Annotated in this window: 16 protein-coding genes; 6 read left to right on the top strand and 10 right to left on the bottom strand. The window is 61.5% G+C overall.

The annotated features are described in order from the left end of the window. Window positions 1-87: 87 nt before the first annotated feature. The 5 genes from dop to MOD31_RS07480 form a co-directional block, all read right to left on the bottom strand. Window positions 88-1,707, bottom strand: coding sequence for a depupylase/deamidase Dop (gene dop, locus MOD31_RS07500; RefSeq protein ID WP_223942634.1), 1,620 nt, complete (start codon window positions 1,705-1,707; stop codon window positions 88-90). A 50-nt stretch (window positions 1,708-1,757) separates the two neighbouring features. Continuing rightward, a complete protein-coding gene (gene arc / locus MOD31_RS07495; RefSeq protein WP_250820219.1) occupies window positions 1,758-3,566 on the bottom strand; it encodes a proteasome ATPase in 1,809 nt (602 codons plus the stop codon). Between the two features lie 97 nt (window positions 3,567-3,663). After that, entirely contained in the window at window positions 3,664-4,728 is a 1,065-nt protein-coding gene (locus MOD31_RS07490; protein ID WP_223940343.1) for a tRNA (adenine-N1)-methyltransferase, read from the bottom strand. Window positions 4,729-4,846: 118 nt separating this feature from the next. Further along, on the bottom strand, window positions 4,847-6,013 hold the full coding sequence (locus MOD31_RS07485) for a site-2 protease family protein (RefSeq protein WP_250820218.1): 1,167 nt from the start codon (window positions 6,011-6,013) through the stop codon (window positions 4,847-4,849). Then, window positions 6,014-6,826, bottom strand: a complete 813-nt coding sequence (locus MOD31_RS07480) for an HAD family phosphatase (protein ID WP_250820217.1) — start codon at window positions 6,824-6,826, stop codon at window positions 6,014-6,016. 30 nt (window positions 6,827-6,856) lie between these two features. Here MOD31_RS07480 and MOD31_RS07475 point away from each other — a divergent pair, with 30 nt between their 5' ends. Continuing rightward, window positions 6,857-7,762: a PAC2 family protein gene (locus tag MOD31_RS07475; RefSeq protein WP_142939166.1), complete on the top strand. Its 906-nt coding sequence runs from the start codon at window positions 6,857-6,859 to the stop codon at window positions 7,760-7,762. Between the two features lie 74 nt (window positions 7,763-7,836). On the opposite strand, the gene mshC is transcribed toward MOD31_RS07475, so the two are convergent. Next, complete coding sequence (gene mshC, locus MOD31_RS07470; RefSeq protein ID WP_142939167.1) at window positions 7,837-9,114, bottom strand: cysteine--1-D-myo-inosityl 2-amino-2-deoxy-alpha-D-glucopyranoside ligase; 1,278 nt, start codon at window positions 9,112-9,114, stop codon at window positions 7,837-7,839. Window positions 9,115-9,129: 15 nt separating this feature from the next. Then, window positions 9,130-9,963, bottom strand: coding sequence for an undecaprenyl-diphosphate phosphatase (locus tag MOD31_RS07465; protein WP_166840700.1), 834 nt, complete (start codon window positions 9,961-9,963; stop codon window positions 9,130-9,132). A 52-nt stretch (window positions 9,964-10,015) separates the two neighbouring features. Here MOD31_RS07465 and MOD31_RS07460 point away from each other — a divergent pair, with 52 nt between their 5' ends. Then, window positions 10,016-10,948 (top strand): aldo/keto reductase, encoded by a 933-nt coding sequence (locus MOD31_RS07460; protein WP_142939169.1) that lies wholly within the window; start codon window positions 10,016-10,018, stop codon window positions 10,946-10,948. 6 nt (window positions 10,949-10,954) lie between these two features. On the opposite strand, the gene rfbA is transcribed toward MOD31_RS07460, so the two are convergent. Continuing rightward, window positions 10,955-11,821 (bottom strand): glucose-1-phosphate thymidylyltransferase RfbA, encoded by an 867-nt coding sequence (gene rfbA, locus MOD31_RS07455; RefSeq protein WP_142939170.1) that lies wholly within the window; start codon window positions 11,819-11,821, stop codon window positions 10,955-10,957. Window positions 11,822-11,874: 53 nt separating this feature from the next. On the opposite strand from rfbA, the gene rfbB reads away from it, so the two are divergent. The 4 genes from rfbB (at window position 11,875) to MOD31_RS07435 (ending at window position 17,209) form a co-directional block, all read left to right on the top strand. Next, a complete protein-coding gene (gene rfbB / locus MOD31_RS07450) occupies window positions 11,875-12,873 on the top strand; it encodes a dTDP-glucose 4,6-dehydratase (protein WP_250820216.1) in 999 nt (332 codons plus the stop codon). Between the two features lie 3 nt (window positions 12,874-12,876). After that, on the top strand, window positions 12,877-14,286 hold the full coding sequence (locus tag MOD31_RS07445) for a bifunctional dTDP-4-dehydrorhamnose 3,5-epimerase family protein/NAD(P)-dependent oxidoreductase (protein ID WP_250820215.1): 1,410 nt from the start codon (window positions 12,877-12,879) through the stop codon (window positions 14,284-14,286). Between the two features lie 191 nt (window positions 14,287-14,477). Beyond that, window positions 14,478-16,376 (top strand): WecB/TagA/CpsF family glycosyltransferase, encoded by a 1,899-nt coding sequence (locus MOD31_RS07440; protein ID WP_250820241.1) that lies wholly within the window; start codon window positions 14,478-14,480, stop codon window positions 16,374-16,376. Next, complete coding sequence (locus MOD31_RS07435; RefSeq protein ID WP_166840705.1) at window positions 16,373-17,209, top strand: glycosyltransferase family 2 protein; 837 nt, start codon at window positions 16,373-16,375, stop codon at window positions 17,207-17,209. The genes MOD31_RS07440 and MOD31_RS07435 overlap by 4 nt, the downstream gene beginning before the upstream one ends. Here MOD31_RS07435 and MOD31_RS07430 read toward each other — a convergent pair whose 3' ends face one another. Beyond that, complete coding sequence (locus MOD31_RS07430; protein ID WP_166840707.1) at window positions 17,210-18,550, bottom strand: hypothetical protein; 1,341 nt, start codon at window positions 18,548-18,550, stop codon at window positions 17,210-17,212. It lies immediately after the preceding gene. A gap of 23 nt (window positions 18,551-18,573) precedes the next feature. Next, window positions 18,574-19,797 carry an exopolysaccharide biosynthesis GT4 family glycosyltransferase EpsE gene (epsE, locus tag MOD31_RS07425; RefSeq protein WP_166840709.1) on the bottom strand — a complete coding sequence of 408 codons (1,224 nt, stop codon included), beginning with the start codon at window positions 19,795-19,797 and terminating at the stop codon, window positions 18,574-18,576. Window positions 19,798-19,812: the final 15 nt, after the last annotated feature.

The following is a 19,812-nucleotide window of genomic DNA, read 5'->3' as shown; positions in this document are numbered from 1 at the left end:
CGGAGACTTCCTACTGCCATAGTGCCACGCCGACCGATGCTGCGGACGGCTTTAACCAACGGCGAATAATCCTGTGGCGGGCATCCATCAGCTCCTGGCCGGTGGCGGCGTCTGACCCAACAATTCGGCCAGGAAAGAAGCAGCATCCGGGTGACGGTCAAAGAGGGCGCCGGTCAAAGCCCGGGTTCCCCTCAAAGGCTCCCGGGTAGGCACCCGCTGCAGTTTCCCCAGCCCCGGAACATCAAAAATCACCGAGTCCCAACTGGCGCCTACAACATCTTTTCCGAATCTGGAGACGCACCGCCCGCGGAAATAAGCGCGGGTGTCCGACGGCGGTTCGGTCACCGCCCGGGTGATGTCGCCTTCGTCCACGACGCGCATCATCCGGTTCCTGGAGAGCAGCCTGTAGTAGAGGCCCTTCTCAGGCCGGATATCAGACCATTGAAGATCCACCAAGCCGAGCCTGGCGTCGTCCCATGCCAACCCGTCGCGGTTTCGGTAGCCCTCGAGTAGTGACTTCTTGGCCACCCACTCGACTGTCGAGGCAGCGGCATCAGGATCAATCCCCAGCGTTGTCAGCGTGGACTCCCACTGGGACAGGACCTGGTGCGTGTGGCCATCTCCGGTGACGGAATCCGCCACCCCTGTCTCTTGGGCCAGCTTGGAAGCTGCCTCGAAATACATCCACTGCAGATCGAGGGCTGTTACCCGCCTTCCGTCGAGGAGCCTGACGGTTGTGGCCAGCGTGGTGTCGTGGCTGACGGCTTGGAGCGCCTGGACGGGTTCGTGAACCTCGATCCTGGGAGCCTGCCCCGCTTCAATGAGGCTAAGAACCATGGCCGTGGTGCCAAACTTCAAAAAGTTGGAGGCCTGGCTGAGGTTTGCGTCCCCAATGATCACATGGAGGCGACGGTACTTGTCCGCTGTCGCGTGGGGCTCGTCCCTGGTATTGATGATGGGCCGGCGGATGGTTGTCTCCAGTCCCACTTCTGCTTCGAAGAAGTCTGCCCGCTGGCTGATCTGGTAACCGGGCGTGGAGCTATCCTGCCCCAGCCCCACCCGGCCCGCGCCACAGATGACCTGGCGGGAGACGAAGAAAGGCGTGAGCCCGCGGATGATGTCCCCGAAGGGCACCGAGCGTGGCATGAGGTAGTTCTCATGCGAGCCATAGGACACGGACTTGTTGTCAGTGTTGTTCTTGTACAGGTTGATCGCCGGGAGCGAGGCGTCGGCAGCTACCTTCCGTACCGTGGCCAGGGCCACCAGATCCCCGGCGGCGTCCCATGCCACGGCGTCGCGTGGGTTGGTGACCTCCGGACTGGAGTATTCAGGATGCGCGTGGTCCACGTAAAGGCGTGCACCATTGCCGAGGACCATGTTCATCAACAGTGAACCGGACTCGTCTGCGCCGTCCAGCTCCAGCTCCTGGCGGCCATAAGCCAAGGCGACCGCTTCGGCGTCGAGCACTGGCGGTTGATCCGTCAGTTGGCTGGGATCCGCCGCTGCCCTGTCCACGGTCCAACCGCGGGCGTCGTGCAGCGGTTCCTCATCCGTGTAGTCCCACCGGGTCTCAGCCCCGCCAGCCGCCCGTTGCCGGGTCACGGTCGCGTAGGCCTGAATGATCCGGGCGGACATCATGGTGGCGTTGGCCCCCGGAGCTGACGGCGCATGGATCCCATATTCAGTTTCCGAGCCCATGACGCGCATGGCGCCGCCTGCGGGAAGCTTCTCTGCGGGTGAACCTTCGGGCCTTGCTGTCACAGGTACTGACCCGTGTTGGCAGTGGTTTCGATGGACTTGCCAGGCTCCTGGCCTGCCTTGCCCTGGACGATGGTCCTAATGTAGGTGATCCTTTCGCCCTTCTTACCGGAAATCCTTGCCCAGTCATCCGGGTTGGTGGTGTTGGGCATGTCCTCATGCTCACGGAATTCATCCACCACGGCGCGGAGCAAGTGATCGATCCGAAGACCCTTCTGCTGTGAGGTCAGCAAGTCCTTGATGGCGTATTTCTTGGCACGGTCCACCACGTTTTGCACCACCGCGCCGGAGTTGAAGTCCTTGAAGTACAGCATCTCCGTATCTCCGTTGGCGTACGTCACCTCAAGGTACTCATTGGACTTCTCAGTGGAGTACATGGCCTCCACTGTGCGCTGGACCATGGCATCCACCGTGGCCTGCACATCGCCGCCGTACTCGGCCAAATCCTGGGGGTGGAAGGGCAGGTCAGTGGTGATGTACTTTGCGAAGATGTCGGCTGCAGCTTCGGCGTCGGGCCGTTGGATCTTGACCTTCACGTCGAGGCGACCTGGACGCAGGATGGCAGGATCAATCATGTCCTCACGGTTGGAGGCACCTATGACGATGACGTTGTCCAAACGCTCCACGCCGTCGATCTCACTGAGCAGCTGAGGCACGATGGTGGTCTCAACGTCCGAAGAAACGCCGGTGCCGCGGGTGCGGAACAGCGAGTCCATCTCGTCGAAAAAGACCACCACGGGGCTGCCATCTGAAGCCTTCTCGCGGGCACGGGAGAAGATCAAGCGGATGTGACGCTCAGTCTCCCCCACATACTTGTCCAGGAGTTCTGGACCTTTGATGTTGAGGAAGTAGCTCTTGAGATCGGTATTGCCGGCCCGCTCTGCTGCCCTGGCGGCAAGGGAATTCGCTACTGCCTTGGCGATCAGGGTTTTGCCGCATCCTGGAGGGCCATAGAGCAAAATGCCCTTAGGCGCTTTGAGCCCATGCTCGCGGTAGAGGTCCGGATGGAGGAACGGCAACTCCACGGCGTCCCGGATCTGCTCGATCTGCGGGCCAAGGCCACCGATATCCTGGTAGGTGATGTCCGGAACTTCTTCAAGGACGAGGTTCTCTACCTCGGCGCGCGGTACCTTCTCCAACGCGTAGCCCGTCCGTGAATCCAGTGACAAGGCGTCGCCCACCTTCAGGTGAAGGCCTTGGAGCGCCCCGGACAACCGGACCACCCGCTCTTCATCGGCGCGGCCAACCACCAGTGCGCGGTCCTTGCCAAGCATTTCCTTGAGCGTGACCAGTTCGCCGGCGCGTTCGTAGCCGAGGCCTGCCACTACCAGCAGCGCTTCGTTAAGCAGGACTTCCTGCCCCACGGCAAGCTGGTTGAGGTTCACGAGCGGGCTGACACCTACACGCATCTTGCGCCCGGCATTGAAGATGTCCACAGACTCTTCGGTAGCTGCCTGCCCTGAACTGCCTGGGGCGGGCTGCTTCCGCGGGTTGATCTGCACCACGGTCCCAAAGCTGTAAGGAGGTTGACCCTCCTGCTCCAAGGCGCCCTTCAAGCGCAGAATCTCAGCCTTGGCTGTTTCCAGCATGCTGACGAGTTTGCTGTTGTTCTGGGTCGCGGCTGCCAACTGGCGGTCGATGTGGCGAAGCTTGTCCCGAAGGATATTGATTTGCCGTTCGGCAACCGTCAGTTCACCCGAGGTTTCCGGCGGTTGAACGGCGCCGAACCTCCGGCCTGCCGTAGTCTCCGCTTCGCCGTTTGCATCGTCCGGCGTCGGCCGTCCAAGGTCGTTGTTTGACGTATCCACGATTCATCAGCCCCTTCCTGCGCTTAACAAGACCTTAGTCCCGAAAAGCTCAGGGCGCCGGGTGACATTCGGAATGCGAACCCTATTGTGACCTTTGTCAGTTTGTGACTGGAGGGTCATCCTGAACATTGGTCCCTGCGATTGCGTCACGTGCTGCGCGCCGAAGTTTCTTGTCAGACACGGAGCGCTCCCCCACCGCTGCAGGGGTCCACGCGTTGAGGTCCTCTTCGCTGAACTCCGTCTTGGATGGACGGCGCTTCACGGAAATTCCGGTGACACCGTCAGCAAGACGGCGTGTGACCAGCAGGAATCCGGTGTGGGCGACCATGCGGTGATCCGGACGGACCGCGAGGCCCTCGAGGTGCCAACCACGAACCATCGATTCCCAGGCATCCGGTTCGGTGAAGCGGCCGTCTGCGCGGATTGCTTCGGCGGTGCGGGACAGCTGGGTGACGGTGGCGACATAGTTGATCCAAACCCCGCCCGGTGCCAGGACAGTGGCTACCGCGTCCAAGCACTCCCAGGGTGCGAGCATGTCCAGGACAACCCTGTCCACGGAGCCCGGAGCTTCGGCTTTAATGACCTCTTCCTGGAAATCGCCCAAGGAGATCTGCCATGCGGGATGGGGGCCGCCAAAGATGGTTTCTACGTTTCCCCGCGCGATGTCCGCGAACTCCTCGCGGCGCTCGAAGGAATGGAGATAGCCCCCGTCCCCGACTGCGCGCAACAAGGAAATGGACAGAGCGCCCGAACCCACACCGGCTTCGACAACCCGCGCGCCGGGGAAGATGTCCGCCATGGTGACAATCTGGGCGGCATCCTTGGGGTAAACCACAGCAGCGCCCCGGGGCATGGACAGCACGAAGTCAGAGAGCAGCGGACGCAACGTCTGGTACTGCTGACCGACGTTGTTGCTGACCACGGAACCATCAACTTTTCCGATGATTTCATCGTGGTTCAGGAAACCGCGGTGGGTGTGGAAAGCGCCGCCTACTTCCAGTGTGATGGTGTTCATCCGGCCACGCTCGTCCGTGAGCTGGACCCGCTCGCCCACACGGAAAGGCCCGCGGCGTCGTGCAGCGCCCGTCGGCTGTACAGCCGAGCCGATGGCTGACTGGTCAGTGCCTGTGCTTGCTGCGGGGGCGGCGGTTTCGCTGCTCATGTGGTGTTCCTCGCTCCTGTACGGCTGGGCCGCGGTGTGTGACCGGCTGGTGGGCGCCAAAAAAATCGATGGGTCTCTTTTGTGTAACCGCCGGCATGTAACTCTACCGGCAACGCAGTCAGGAGCGCCCGCTCCTGCGTGCTTCCTTACCTGTTATGGCAGTCACTACTGCTTGCTGCCGAAGCAGCCCGGTGACGATTCCATTGTGGTCCACCACAGCGTATTCGCCGCCGTCCAGGCGAGCCAGGTACTGGATCAATTCCTGGCCCTTCGACCATTCCGGGACGTAAGCCCCGGCGGCCAGGGCATGAGCCACGGCGGTGACCGGCGTCGTCGTCGCATGTGCGGCCGGTACAGCGAGCGTTGCACCGAAATCCACCACACCCTGTGGCTTGCCGTCAGGACCGCAAATCACGACGGCGGGACTTCCGGTCGGTGAAATGTCCAGGACGTCAGCCACGGATGCCGAGTTCGGCACACCTACTGCTGGCTCAGCGAGGCCGGCAGCACTGACCAGGTAGAGGCGGCTGCGGAGCTTGGCGTGGTGGATGGAGCTGGAGGCGCCCATCCAGAGGAAACCGCAGACAAGCACGGTGACGGTGGTGTACGTCAGATCCGGCCATTGCCCCCTCAGGAAAGGGACCACGATGAACCAGATAACAAGTGCCACCACAATGATCCGGCCGGACCATCCTGCTGCAATGGTGCCCTTGTCCTGGCTGCCCGTAGCTTTCCAGACCGCAGATTCAACCAATCGACCCCCGTCCAGCGGCATCCCCGGGAGAATGTTGAAGATTCCAATCAGCAGATTGGCCATCACCACTATGTCTGTCAGCGTCCCGGCAACTCCCTTGAACTGGGCAACGGAGTCGATCGAGAACATCACTGCGGCTACCACGAAGTTGGATGCCGGGCCGGCCAACGCCACAACCACGGAACGCCCCGGAGAGGCGGTGAAGTTCTCGAACTGTGTGTGGCCGCCCCAAAGGTTGATGACGATTTTCTCGGTGGGCCAGTGGAAGACTTTCGCACTGAGGGCATGGGCTAGTTCATGGATAAGAACTGATAACGCCAGGAGTAACGCGACCGCCAACCCAACGAGGTAAGCCCAGTTGCCCAGTCCTGGTATGAAATCCATGATGAACGGACCGTAGAAGACCACGGTGATGGCTGCTATGACAAACCACGAGTACGCGAGGTAGACGGGCACGCCGGCAATCTTCCCCAGAGGGATGCCGTCACGTTTTTTGCTTTGCGAATGGTGCGGTGTGGACGGGCTGGTCACCTAGCTGGCCCCTTCAAGCAAGTTCGCTGCTGCGAAACGGTCAGCTACCAGCTCTTGCAGATCGGGAGCGGCACGGCCAACCAACGTGGGCCACATGATCATTCGTGGATCTTCCGGCAGGGGCACCTGATGGGGAATTCCCACAGTAATCACCCCCGAAGCAATGGCTGCCGTTGCGCCTGGGATGGAATCTTCGAGCGCGACGCAGTGGTGGATGCTCACGGAGGGGTCGTCCAGCTTGAGCCGTTCAACTGCCGTGAGATAGGCCTCCGGGTGCGGTTTTCCGTGGGTGACAGTATCGCCGGTGACCATGAACTCGAAGTAGGGCTTGGGTAGGCTTTCCACCACCACACCGGCCAGGGGCCCTTCGGACATGGTCACCAGTGCGCAGCGAATGCCTGCCTCGTGGAGTTCATCCAGCAGCTCGCGGGCGCCTGGCCGCCAGGGAACCTCTTTGCGGACCTGGGCGATCACTTGTGCACTCAAGGTGTCTACGATTTCGCGGGCCTCCAACCTGACGCCTGCGGCCTGCAGGACGGCTGCCGAGTGCAGTAAGGACTGTCCCACCAACTGCATGGCCTGCTGGTGGGACCAGGTCCCGCCGTGGGACTCCACCAGCGCACGCTCGGCCGCTATCCAATAGGGTTCGGTGTCCACGAGTGTGCCATCCATATCCCAGAGCACGGCTTTGAGGAGGGGCTGGCTGGGTGAGGAATGCATGGTTTCCAGTCTACGTGGAACCAAGCGCGCGGCCGTCCGCGGGTTGCGCTGTGGGCGAATCGCGGACACGCTTCGGGGTGAAATGCCATGCATCCACAAGGGTCTTGGACGTAGGGTGAGTGGATGAACAGTGTGGACGGGACCCCCGAAGGACAGGACATCACCGCGGAGCCCGAGCGTTTCCTCAAGGAACCCGCGGACGGCCGGCGTGTCACCGTAATGCTTGCCGCGTTTGAGGGCTGGAACGATGCCGGTGAGGCCGCCAGCGATGCTCTGCACTACTTGAACAAGCTCTGGGACGGCAAGAAGGTGGCCACCGTGGACGCCGAGGAGTACTACGACTTCCAGTTCACGCGGCCCACGGTGCGCCGGACGTCCTCAGGCGCCCGAAAGGTGAAATGGCCGTCAACCCGGATTTACAAGGCTGAAGTTCCGGACAGCAACGTGGATGTGGTCCTGGTTCTCGGCACCGAACCCTCATACCGCTGGCGTGCTTACACCACAGAATTGCTGGTCCATGCGGAAGCGCTCAAAGTGGACTCCGTGATTTTGGTGGGCGCACTGCTGGCCGATGTCCCCCACAGCCGTCCGATTCCGGTGAGTACTACCACCGAGGACAGTTCACTGCGGGAGCGCCTGAACCTGGAGGCATCCCAATACGAGGGACCAGTGGGCATTGTGGGTGTGCTCGCAGAGTTTGCAATGCTGGCAGGGCTGCCCACAGTCTCATTGTGGGCAGCAGTACCTCATTATGTCGCCCAGCCGCCCTCCCCCAAAGCACAGCTGGCCATTCTGCACAGGATCGAGGACCTCCTCCAAGTTCCTTTGGACAGCCAGCCATTGGCTGAAGAATCTGAGGCATGGGAACGCGGAGTAGACGAGCTTGCAACAGAAGACCCTGAGATTGCCGCCTATGTGCGGCAGCTGGAAGAAGCGAAAGATACAGCTGACCTGCCGGAGGCCTCAGGCGAATCCATTGCCCGTGAATTCGAGCGGTACCTGAAACGGCGCGGTAAAGAACGTCCCTAAGAGGACAAACCCCTCAAACAAGCAACGGCCCTGGCATGATGCCAGGGCCGTTGTTGGTTTCTCTTGGGAGTCGCTTAGAGCTCAACCCCGAGCAGAGCATCAATGGCGTCAGCAACAAGGGCGGCATCCGTAGCCGAGCTGACCGCGTCGGCGCGAATCGCTTCCCCTGCCCAATGGTCGACGACGGCGATGGCACCCGGGGCGTTGAGGTCGTTGGCCAGTTCACCACGCATGGCCGCTGTCAAGGCCGCAGCAGATCCAGCAGGGGCGTGATCCACGGCTATGCGCCACCGCTTGAGACGGTCTTTGGCTTCTGCAAACCCGGCATCGGTCCATGACCAGTCGGAGCGGTAGTGATGGGCCAGGATTGCCAGACGTATTGCCGCGGGTTCCTCACCGGCAGCGCGAAGTTTTGAGACAAGAACCAGGTTGCCTTTGGACTTGCTCATCTTCTCTCCGTCCAGCCCCACCATTCCGGCATGCGCATAATGGCGCGCAAGCGGAACTCCGGAGAGTGAATAAGCATGGCCGGCGCCCATTTCATGGTGCGGGAACACCAAGTCGGAGCCGCCACCCTGAACGGTGAAGGGTGCAGGAAGATACTTTTGCGCGATCACCGTACATTCGATGTGCCAGCCGGGACGGCCGTCGCCGAGGGTGGCGCCGGGCCAGCTCGGCTCGCCCTCACGGGCAACCCGCCACAGCAAAGGATCCAAGGCGTGGCGTTTGCCCGCCCGGGCCGGGTCTCCACCGCGTTCAGCGAACAATTCCAGCATGTCCTTCTCACCCAGGCCGGAAACATCGCCCAGCGTCCAGGCGTCTGTGGCGTCTGAGCGCTTGCCGGCGGTCTCGACGTCGTAGTAAACATCGCCGTCGGGCTCTCCTTCGGAGCCGGCAACCCGGTAGGCAACGCCGTCGGCGATCAGTTGCTCAATGGCCGGAACAATGTCCGGGATGGCCTCCACAGCGCCGATGTAGTGGTTCGGCGCGAGGACGTTCAAGGCGTCCATATCTGTCTGGAACAGCTCGATTTGGCTCTGGGCCAAGTCACGCCAATCCACTCCGGTAGCTGTAGCCCGCTCCAAGAGGGGGTCATCAATATCCGTGACGTTTTGGACGTAGGAGACCCGGACGCCGGAATCGCGCCAAGCGCGGTTCAGGAGATCAAACGCCACATAACTGGCTGCGTGTCCCATATGAGTCGCGTCATACGGGGTGATACCGCAGACATACATCGACTGCTCCGGCTGCTTCTCAACGTCCACCACCCGCCCAAGGGCTGTGTCATACAGCCGTAGTTGCGGCAGGCTGCCGGGCAGCTCAGGTACAGGGCGGGAGGTCCACGATTTCACGACTTAACCTTAGTGCTAGGCGCTGATCACGCCGAAACCGAGGAGGACATACAAGGCCAGACCCAGGAGGATCCGGTACCAAACGAACAGGCGGTAGCTGCGGGTGGAGACGAATTTCAGGAACCAGCCGATGATGATGTAACCCACCACGAAGGCGATGACCGTGGCCAGCGCAGTCTCCGGGAGGCCGTAGGGCCCGCCCAAGCCTTCGTTTGAAACCGTTTTGTAGAGCTGGTACAGGCCACTGCCGAACACTGCCGGTATGGCCAGGAGGAAGGAGTACCTGGCGGCGGCTTCACGGGTGTACCCCATCAGGAGGCCGGCGGTGATGGTGCCGCCCGAGCGTGACACGCCGGGGATCAAGGCCATCGCTTGGGCGAAGCCGTAAAGAATGCCGTGCTTATAGCTCAGTTGGGTGAGATCCCTCTCCTGCCGGCCAATGGCATCGGCTACAGCAAGGATCATGCCGAACACGATCAGCATGGTGGCCACAATCCACATGCTGCGCAGCACTGACTCGATCTGGTCCTGGAACAACAGGCCGAGGATGATGATCGGCAGGCTGCCGATGATCACCAGCCAGCCCATTCGGGCATCCGGGTTGTTCCGCTCTACCTTCCCTGTGAGGGAGCCGAACCAGGCCCGGACGATCCTTACGATGTCGCGCCAGAAGTAGACAATCACGGCGGTTTCAGTTCCCAGCTGCGTAATCGCCGTGAAGGCAGCGCCGGGGTCTGAGGCATTGGGAAGGAACGAGCCGACAATCCGCAGGTGTGCGCTCGAGGAAATCGGGAGGAATTCGGTGAGGCCCTGCACCAGGCCCAGCAAGGCTGCTTCTATCCAGTTCACGTGAATAGACCCTACGTCATGAAGTCCTCTAACTCCCCGTAAGCTAACTGCTATGCAGCAGCGTTATGTCGGAAACAGCGGATTCCGTGTGTCCTCATTGTCCCTCGGAACCATGTCCTGGGCACAGGAGACCGACGAACAGGACGCTGCTGAACTCCTCCACGCATTCGTTGCCGGGGGCGGCACCGTGGTGGACACAGCAGCGTCCTACGCGCAAGGGCGGGCAGAAGCCATGTTGGGATCCATGCTGGGCGATGTAGTGGCCCGGTCCGAGATTGTGATCTCCACCAAAGCCGGCGTGTCGTCAGCAGACTCCAGGCGAAGCGTCAACGCATCGCGGGGTGCACTGCTGTCCGCCCTTGATGCCAGCCTGGCCAGGCTGGGCACTGATTACATTGATATCTGGTTCGCTCACGAGTGGGATCCGAATGTACCACTGGACGAAACTCTCTCTGCCTTGGAACTAGCCCAGCGAAGCGGACGTGCCCGCTACGTTGGGATATCCAACTACAACAGCTGGCAGACAGCCAAGGCAGCGGCCGTGGCCGGTTTTACCCTGGTGGCAAACCAGTCCGAATACTCCCTCGTCCAACGCAAAGCCGAGGAAGAGCTCATCCCTGCCGTGGAAGACGCCGGACTGGGTCTGATGGCCTGGGCGCCTTTGGGCCGTGGTGTGCTGTCCGGTAAATATCGTGGACAAATACCTGCCGATTCCCGTGCCGCACAAAGCCGCCTTGCCGGTTACATTGAGCCCTATCTGGAATCGCGGGCGTCGCGCGTGGTTGAAGCAGTGGCGATGGCAGCCCGCGGACTGGGCCGCACTCCCCTGGACGTGTCCCTCAGCTGGTTGCTCGCCCGGCCGGGGGTAGCCACCGCAATCGTTGGCCCCAGGAACGCTGTTCAGCTCAAGGAACTGCTGGACGCGCAACTGACGGTTCTGCCGGCTGAGATTGCCCGCGCCCTGGAGGACGTTTCAGCAGCGTAGCTGGGTCTACTGGCGGTCCAGAATGTCCAGCAAGTAGCTTCCATAGCCGCTTTTTGCGAGCTTTGCAGCCTGCTGGCGGAGTCCGTCGTCGCTCAGGTATCCCATGCGCCAAGCCACCTCTTCGGGAGCCCCGATCTTCAAACCCTGCCGGTTCTCCGTGGTCCGGACGTAGTTTGAAGCGTCATTGAGGTCGCTGAAGGTGCCGGTGTCCAGCCAGGCAGTGCCCCGTGGAAACTTCTGCACATGCAAGCGGCCAAGTTCCATGTATTTCCGGTTGATATCCGTGATCTCCAGTTCCCCGCGCGGCGACGGTTGCAGGTCTTTCGCCATGGCAACAACGTTGTTGTCATAAAAGTAGAGCCCTGGAACGGCATAGTTGCTTTTGGGGACTGCGGGCTTTTCTTCAATGGAGACGGCCATTCCATGATCGTCGAACTCCACCACGCCGTACGCGGACGGATCCTTGACCCAGTAGCCGAAGATCGCACCGCCGTGGACGTCGGTGTAGTGCCTCAGCTGGTTGCCCATGCCGGGTCCATTGAAGATGTTGTCACCCAGGATCAGCGCCACGTTGCCGTTTCCGATGTGGTCCTCGCCCAGGATGAACGCCTGGGCAAGGCCGTCCGGGGTGGGCTGCTCTGCGTAGCTGAGATTGATGCCGAACTGTGAACCATCTCCGAGGAGCCGCTGGAACTGCGCGGCATCGCCGGGCGTGGTGATGACAAGAATGTCGCGAATTCCCGCCAGCATCAGCGTGCACAGAGGATAATAGATCATCGGCTTGTCGAACACCGGAACCAGCTGCTTACTGATTCCGAGCGTGATGGGATGAAGCCTTGAACCCGTTCCACCTGCAAGAACAATTCCTCGCAAACCTGCCGTCCTCACCTGTGCCCAGTATTGCCGCTGGCGGTTACTCTAGGGCCATGCAGAGAATCCTTGTCACCGGCGGGGCCGGATTCATCGGATGCAACTTTGTCCACTACATCATGGAGCACACCGGGCTTCATGTCACGGTATTGGACAAACTGACGTATGCCGGGAACATCGAATCTCTCTCCGGGCTGCCGCCGGAGCGCTTCACCTTCGTCAAGGGAGACATTTGCGATGCAGTGTTGGTTGACAAGCTGACGGAATCCGTTGAAGCGGTGGTGCATTTCGCAGCAGAGTCCCATAACGACAATTCGCTGCAGGATCCCCGACCCTTTCTTGATACAAATCTTACGGGAACGTTCACCATGATCGAAGCCGCACGAACGCACGGCACGCGATTCCATCACATTTCCACCGATGAGGTCTATGGCGACTTGGCGCTGGACGATCCCCACCGCTTTACGGAGAATTCCGTGTATCGGCCAACGAGTCCCTATTCGGCAACGAAAGCCGGCTCGGATATGTTGGTGCGCGCGTGGGTGCGCTCATTCGGCCTCAAAGCAACCATTAGCAATTGCTCCAACAATTACGGCCCGTACCAGCACGTGGAGAAATTCATACCGCGGCAGATAACCAACATCCTGGACGGGAACCGGCCACATCTTTACGGCAGCGGGCGGAATATTCGTGACTGGATCCACGTGGAAGACCATTCCTCCGCAGTCTTGGCAATTTTGGAGGGCGGACGCGTGGGCGAAACCTATTTGATAGGCGCAGACGGCGAAAGGTCCAACCGGGAGGTGGTTGAGATGCTGCTCTCCCTCGCAGGACGGCCGCGCGAAGCATATGACCTGGTCACGGACAGGCCAGGTCATGATCTGCGGTACGCCATCGATTCGGGCAAACTTCGGCGTGAGCTCGGTTGGGCGCCCCGCTATTCGGACTTCGACGCCGGACTGGCTGACACCGTCCAGTGGTACAAGGACAACGAACAGTGGTGGAGACCGCAGAAAGCGGCCACGGAATCCAAGTACGCAGGTCAAGGGCACTAAGGCGTGGAACAGGGACGCCAGCTACGTTCACGGGCCACGCCCATCCCCGGACTGCTGCTGTTTGAGCTTCCTGTTCATGGGGATGGCAGAGGATGGTTCAAAGAGAACTGGCACCGGGGCAAGATGCTTGATGCCGGGTTGCCGGACTTTGGCCCGGTGCAGAACAACATCTCCTTCAACGCAGTTCGTGGAACGGTTCGCGGTATCCATGCGGAGCCTTGGGACAAGTTCGTTTCACTGGCCTCCGGACGGATCTTCGGCGCGTGGGTGGACTTGCGGGAGGGGCCAACGTTCGGGAGGCTGTTCACCGCAGAACTGACCCCCGGCGAGGCCATCTACGTCCCCCGCGGCGTGGGCAACGCATTCCAGACCCTGGAGGACGACACCGCCTACACGTACCTGGTCAACGACCATTGGAGCACGGAGGCACAGAAGGACTACACGTTCCTTAACCTCGCCGACGAGGATGTGGCAGTTCCCTGGCCGATCCCCTTGGATCATTGCGTAATCTCCGCGCCGGACCAGAAGCACCCACGGCTGGCAAACGTCGTGCCAGTGCCCAGGCGGCGCACTCTGGTCCTTGGAGCGGACGGCCAGTTGGGCACTGGCCTTCGGAGTGCCTTCGCGGGTGACTCCACAGTGGAGTTCGCGGGCCGCGCGCGGTTCGACATCACCTCCGAGGACTCCTATCGGGCTGTGAACTGGCGCGAATATTCCGCCATCATCAACGCCGCCGCGTTCACCGCGGTAGATGTCGCCGAAACACCGGAAGGCCGGGCTGCTGCCTGGAGCATCAACGCCGCCGCCGTTTCCCGCTTGGCGCGTACCGCCGTCGAGCATTCACTAACTCTTGTCCACATCTCCAGTGACTACGTTTTCGACGGCACAGCAGAGGTTCACCTCGAGGATGAGCTTCCAGCTCCCCTGGGGGTCTACGGCCAAAGCAAGGCTGCCGGCGACCTCGCGGCGGGCATCGCGCCAAGGCATTACATCGTCAGGACTAGTTGGGTAGTGGGCAGCGGCAGGAACTTTGTTCGAACCATGGCGGCGTTGGCCGCGAAGGGTGCCTCGCCAACGGTGGTGAATGACCAATGGGGGCGATTGAGTTTCGCGTCCGACATCGCAGCGGGCATTCGTCACCTGCTCCTCAACAAAGCCCCGTACGGGACGTACAACCTCAGCAACGGTGGCAACCCCCAGACCTGGTTTGAGCTGGCCCGCGATGTCTACCGCCTTGTGGGCGCCGATCCGAATCTGGTGCGTCCGATCGGCACCGCCGACTACGCAGGACCCCACACTGCTCCAAGGCCGCGCAGCAGCGTCCTGGATTTGTCCGGTATCCGCGCGACCGGATTCGATCCACCCCCGGCAGCACAGCGTCTGGCCGAGTACATCAAAGGCCTGGAACTCTAGCGGAGTCCTGCGAAACGTCCTAAAGTAGCCGTACGGCAGCCTCTTGCAGGAGGCCGGGAGACAACTCAAATAAACATGTTGACACGGCGGCACTGGTCCGCCACCGACGATCCAGGCAGTGCAGCAGCCTCGGATCGTCGGCCACATGGTGATGCCTTGAGTTGGAGCCGAGAATGCTGCTACCGAAAATCATGCCCGTGGGAGATCTCCTCCACAGGGCAGTCCCCCACTTTTACCCGCGTCGCGGCGTCCCCGCCGGCGTACCCCAGGGCGAGGACCACCACAGTGTGGCCGCTTCCGCAGAGACGGTGGCTAAGGCTCCTTGGGTGAATCTGGGCGGGGTCCCGGTCAAGCTCATGGAGGCTGAGGGCGCGCTTCGGGAAATTTTGGATCGCGCCGGCTCCCCCGATGCTCCCCCTCTGGGCGTCTGCTCCGCAAACCTGGACCATATCCGACACTTCGGAACCGGAAGCCGCTGGATAGGCACTTTGGACCCGCCCGCACCTGTTGAATGGTTAACCCTGATTGACGGCGCCCCCCTGGCCACCCAGGCTCGGCGCCTGACGTCAAAGACATGGCCCCGGCTTGCCGGCAGCGACCTCATTCACCCCTTCCTGGCAGGAGCAGCGGCACGCGGCTTGCGCCTGGGTTTCCTGGGAGGTTCGGAAGAGACCCAAAAACTGATCGCAAGCAAGTTCGCAACCGAGCGGCCTGAGCTGAAGGTAGTTGGTTGGTGGGCTCCCGCCAGGTCCACGCTGGGAGACGCAGCAGCCTCCCGCAGGCTCGCCCGGGAGATACGGGCGGCATCGCCCGATGTCCTGATTGTTTGCTTGGGAAAACCCCGACAGGAACTGTGGATAGCCGAGTACGGTCACCTGACCGGCGCCAAGGTCCTGCTGGCATTCGGTGCCGTGGTCGATTTCCTGGCGGGGAACGTCCGGCGGGCTCCCTCCTGGGCCAGTTCGCACAGCCTTGAGTGGGCATGGCGCCTGATGCTGGAGCCACGCCGCTTGGCACGCCGCTATTTGGTGGAGGGGCCGGAGGCATACGTGAAGTTGCGGACCGCCAGCAGTTCCGACGTCGAGCCAAGAAAGCTGCTTTCCAGCGCCGCATACGCTGTCCCGGAACCCGTGCCCAGCCGGGCTCCGGGATCGTTCGTCCCGGCCACCGAAGCGGCCGACGTCGCCGTCGTGGTTGTCACCTACAACAACGCTGACGACGTCGGGCCGCTGGTGGCGAGCCTGCGCAAGGAAGCAGCCGATGTTTCCATCAAAGTGGTAGTGGCGGACAACTCCCCGGATGAGAGCACGCTGCGTGAGCTCGCACACCACCCCGACATCACAGCAGTGCGAACGGGCGGAAACCTCGGCTATGCGGGCGGAATCAACGCTGCGTTCTCTGTTGCAGGGGAAGCAGGAAGCTACCTCATCCTGAACCCGGACCTCCGCGTGGAACCAGGCGCGGTGGCCGCCATGCTCCAGCGGATGGATGAGCAGGGAGCCGGCATGGTGGTACCGGTCCTGTTGGACGATGACGGAAGCATCTACCCGTCGCTACGCCGTGAACCGGGCGTTCTGCGAGCGCTGGGTGATGCTGCTTTGGGTAGCCATGCGAAGGGCAGGCCGGGTTGGTTGTCGGAGATGGACTTTGACACTGAGAGCTATTTGCACGGGCACCGGGTTGATTGGGCCACGGGTGCGGCTCTGCTGATTAGCTCTGCGGCGTCGGAGGCGGTGGGTGCTTGGGATGAGCAGTTCTTTTTGTATTCGGAGGAGACGGACTATTGCCATCGGGTGAGGTCGGCGGGTTTCTCCATTTGGTTCGAACCCGCTGCCCGGATGTGGCATGAACGTGGTGGTTCGGGGTCATCTCCGCAGTTGACTGCTTTGATGTCGGTCAACAGGGTGCGGTATGCAGAGAAGTATCTTGGACGTGGGCGGGCGTTGGCATTCCGTGGTGCTGTGTTGGCTGCGGAAATTGCGCGGTTGAACAAAGCCGGGCATCGGGATGCTGCATTGGCGGTCCTTATGCAGCGGCGTTGGGAGAGGCTCCCGCACGCGACGCGGACCACGACGGCAGCCACGCCATGACTGTTACCCATCCTTCCGGTGCGGTGATCATCCCGGCGCATAATGAGGCCGGTGTTATCAGCAGGACGCTTGAGGCGTTGAGCGAGGTCATCGCGTGGGGCACAGTTGATGTGGTGGTGGCATGTAACGGGTGTAAGGATGCCACGGAGGCTATCGCGTCGAGGTACGGGGGTGTTCAGGTGCTTCACGTGCCGGAGGCTTCCAAGACTGCGGCGTTGAACGCTGCCGATCAGGCAACGCAGCGATGGCCGCGCGTGTACCTGGATGCCGATATTGAAGTCAGTGCCCCTGCGCTTCATGCAGTTTTTGTTGCTTTGGAGGATGGGACTTTGCTGGCTGCCCGTCCGGCTTTTCGCTATGACACCGAGGGCGCTTCGGTATTGGTGCGCTCGTATTACCGTGCCCGTTCCCGTATACCGGGCAATGCCGAGGCGCTTTGGGGTGCGGGTGCTTATGGGTTGAGTTTCACCGGGCATGAGCGGCTGGGGTCTTTTCCCCCTCTTACTGGTGATGACTACTATGTGGATCGGCTCTTCTCTGCCCATGAGAAGGCGGTGTTGGCTACGGTTCCTGTGGTGGTGCGGACGCCCCGGACGTGCAAGGCGTTGATGTCTGTTCTTAGGCGCACGTATCGGGGCAATGCGGAGCAGGATCTCGTATCCGGCGGTGCCTCCACGGCGAGGACTGTACGGCAGTTGCTTGCCTCCGTCAGGGGGCCGCTGAGCGTTTTTGATGCCGCCGTTTACGTCGTGTTCGCCGGTGCGGGCCGCCGTCGTGCGCTGTTTGGCCCTCAGGCGCTGCCTGGTTGGGAGCGGGACGACACCAGCCGTTAGTCAGAAGCCGCAGCTGCCCCCGCCTTCAATGCTGTAAAGGTGGACGGCGTTGCCGTCGGCGAAAGTGTCGGTGAAGGTTCCGGCCACTATGGGGATGGTGCGGTTTTCGTCGATGACGACGGCGGTGCTGCCGCCGCATTTCAGCGTGAAGGTCGCTGCGCCGCCGGTGTTCTTGTTCGCTCCCGCGAAGATGTAGACGTGGCCGTTGTGGAGTTTGGTGGCGAGGTCTACCGGGCCGGTGACTGTGGTGGCGCCGTCAAGGAAGGGGGCGTTGAGGACGGGTGCGAGGTCTGTGATTTGCTTGTTCACGGAAGTGAGTGTGGGCACTATGTCTTTGCCGCAGTCCCTAATGACGTGTTGGGTGACGCATGGGCCGCCGAAATTGTGGTTGAAATAGATGATTCCCCGGGCGCCGTGGATGAGGCTGCTCCAGACTGCGGCCTTGAGTTCAGGGCCGGTGATTGTTGTGGTGTTGGGGACATCGCCTGAAGGATGGCCATTCTCTACGAACGCCCACACAGGAATTCTGGTGGCGGGGTCCTGCAGATTCCGTAGCCTGTCGATGGTCCAGCCATAGTTGGCAGCTAGTCGGCATTCCTCTCGCGTCAGGTCTCTTGCATAGCCAACAATGGCACCTCCTTCGCCTTTGCCGCAGATGTTGGGATCGGTGAACCAGTAGTTATCCGCGGAGACCACATCCTGGACTCCCCTGATGAATCCGTGGGCTTCCTGGTCGGATTCCCAGAAGGTGACGCCTTTTCCGTAGTTGGAGTAAAGCAAGACGTTCTGTGGTGCGTATGCCCGCCGTTCCTTCTGTATGGTGTACCCGCATGGTGTGCCTTCGGGAAAACACGGTGCGCCGTCCCCTGGGTATCTGCCGGTCCATCGGGCGTCCCCCGGGCCTGCCCACATGTCCACTTCGTCGCTCAAGACGTAGCCCGCGGCAGCAGCGTGCCGAAAAGTTGGCAGCGCATACATGCCGGAGTCTTTGATCAACTGCACGTCGGAGTTCCCTGTCAGTTCAACGTAGGTGTTGATGCCGGCTGCCGAGTCCATGGCTGTGTTGCCTTTGTCCAGGACGCTTTCCAGCCACACCCCCAGAGGAAAGAAGGATGGGTCTGTTGGAAGGCTGTTGGCAAATTTCCCGTAGTAGTCCGGTCCTCCGTCCACGTCGCGCAGTGCCAGGGACGTTCCGGGCGCGGACCCGCTGCCGGGGGAACTTCCGGGAACCGGCAGGGCTGAGGGCGTGGGGGTCCGGCTTGATCCCACGACGGCGATCAGGCTGACGGCCGCGATTGCGAGCGCAGAACCGGCCCAGAGGCCAACTGTTTTGCCCTTCATTGTTTCCCTTTCCGGGAGTTGGTTCAGATCCGTGCTGCCATGATGCGGGCGCTCTTGGAGACGTCGTAGGATTCGCCAAGAGTTATCCGCGCCCGCTGTCCCATGGCTGCAGAGCGCGAGGGGTTGTGGAGGGTGTGCAGTATTGCCGCTGCCAGGGATGCGGGATTACCGGGATCGACCAAGGTGCCGGACTGTCCGGTAGCTATCAGGTCCGGGACGCCCCCGGCTGATGTGGCTACCACGGGAACCTCCATGGCCATGGCCTCCATGATGGCCACACCCAGTGGTTCCTGGTGGCTGGCCAAGGTGAAGATGTGTGCTCTTTGAAGTTCTTCCTTGACCCTGTGCTCCGGAACGGCACCGAGGAGCGTTACCCGCTGTGTGAGATCGAGTTCCTTGATGAGGTTTTCCATGGCTTGCCTGTAGCCCTTTCCTCCGATTTCGTCCTCGCCTGCGATGGTCAACTCGACGTCTATTCCGGTGTCTGTGATCAGACGGACCGCTGTGAGGAGTTCCTCGTGACCTTTGCTGGGGTTGAGCCGGGCACAGCAGAACAGCCGTGCAGGTCCTGCACCGTCCCACGGGACGTAAGGTGCGGTGCGTGTGAAGGCGGCCAGTTCCACCCCCATGGGGGCGACACTGACGTCCGCAGGCATGACGTCCTCAAGTTGCTGCAGGGTTTCACTCAGTAGCCGTTCGGTGATGACGAGGGAGAATTTGGCGTTGAGCCATTTCTGGTGCTGGTTTGGGCCGTAGTCGCTGAGGGGGCCATGGAGCGTCAGGCTGTAGGTGATGCCGGTGATCATATGGGCGAACAGGGCTACCTGGGCGGCGTGGGCGCAGGAATGGACATGTATGTGCTGCCACCCTCTGGTGCGCGCGTGCCGGGCCAGGGCGGCTCCTGCCCAGAGCAGTCCTGCCGTTTGCAGAACGTCGCGGGTCTGAGCCGGGGTCAGTGCGGGCTGCCGGTGGATGCCGGACGCTGCTACCAGCGTGTCAAGGTGGCGGAGTCCGGCCAAGGCCGTCTTGGCTGTGCCGCCGATGCCGGACAGGCCCGGTGGGACCAGGTAATGAATCTTAGGTAGTTGGTCCTGTGCCCAGGGAGGCACGGTCCCGGGCTGCTGTGGACGGCGGGTGGAAACTGGCTCCGGCTGGTGCCCGAGGTCGGTCAGTGCTTTGAGTTCACGCCAGAAGAAGCTGTGCGTCTGACCTGGGAATTCCGGCACCAGGTAACCAAATCTGGTCATTGCTGCATCGTCCCC

The organism is Paenarthrobacter sp. TYUT067 (genome assembly GCF_023656375.1).
In the GTDB taxonomy this organism is placed as follows: Bacteria; Actinomycetota; Actinomycetes; order Actinomycetales; family Micrococcaceae; genus Arthrobacter.
The sequence above is the reverse complement of the archived record's forward strand: the minus strand, read 5'-3'. Positions and strand labels throughout refer to the sequence as shown.

Excerpts from the sequence above, each read along its gene's own strand:
- dop (WP_223942634.1), bottom strand. The coding sequence starts at position 1,707 with ATGCGCGTCATGGGCTCGGAAACTGAATATGGGATCCATGCGCCGTCA.
- MOD31_RS07490 (WP_223940343.1), bottom strand. The coding sequence starts at position 4,728 with ATGAGCAGCGAAACCGCCGCCCCCGCAGCAAGCACAGGCACTGACCAG.
- MOD31_RS07480 (WP_250820217.1), bottom strand. The coding sequence starts at position 6,826 with ATGCATGGCATTTCACCCCGAAGCGTGTCCGCGATTCGCCCACAGCGC.
- MOD31_RS07475 (WP_142939166.1), top strand. The coding sequence starts at position 6,857 with ATGAACAGTGTGGACGGGACCCCCGAAGGACAGGACATCACCGCGGAG.
- MOD31_RS07460 (WP_142939169.1), top strand. The coding sequence starts at position 10,016 with ATGCAGCAGCGTTATGTCGGAAACAGCGGATTCCGTGTGTCCTCATTG.
- rfbB (WP_250820216.1), top strand. The coding sequence starts at position 11,875 with ATGCAGAGAATCCTTGTCACCGGCGGGGCCGGATTCATCGGATGCAAC.
- MOD31_RS07440 (WP_250820241.1), top strand. The coding sequence starts at position 14,478 with ATGCCCGTGGGAGATCTCCTCCACAGGGCAGTCCCCCACTTTTACCCG.
- MOD31_RS07435 (WP_166840705.1), top strand. The coding sequence starts at position 16,373 with ATGACTGTTACCCATCCTTCCGGTGCGGTGATCATCCCGGCGCATAAT.
- MOD31_RS07430 (WP_166840707.1), bottom strand. The coding sequence starts at position 18,550 with ATGAAGGGCAAAACAGTTGGCCTCTGGGCCGGTTCTGCGCTCGCAATC.
- epsE (WP_166840709.1), bottom strand. The coding sequence starts at position 19,797 with ATGACCAGATTTGGTTACCTGGTGCCGGAATTCCCAGGTCAGACGCAC.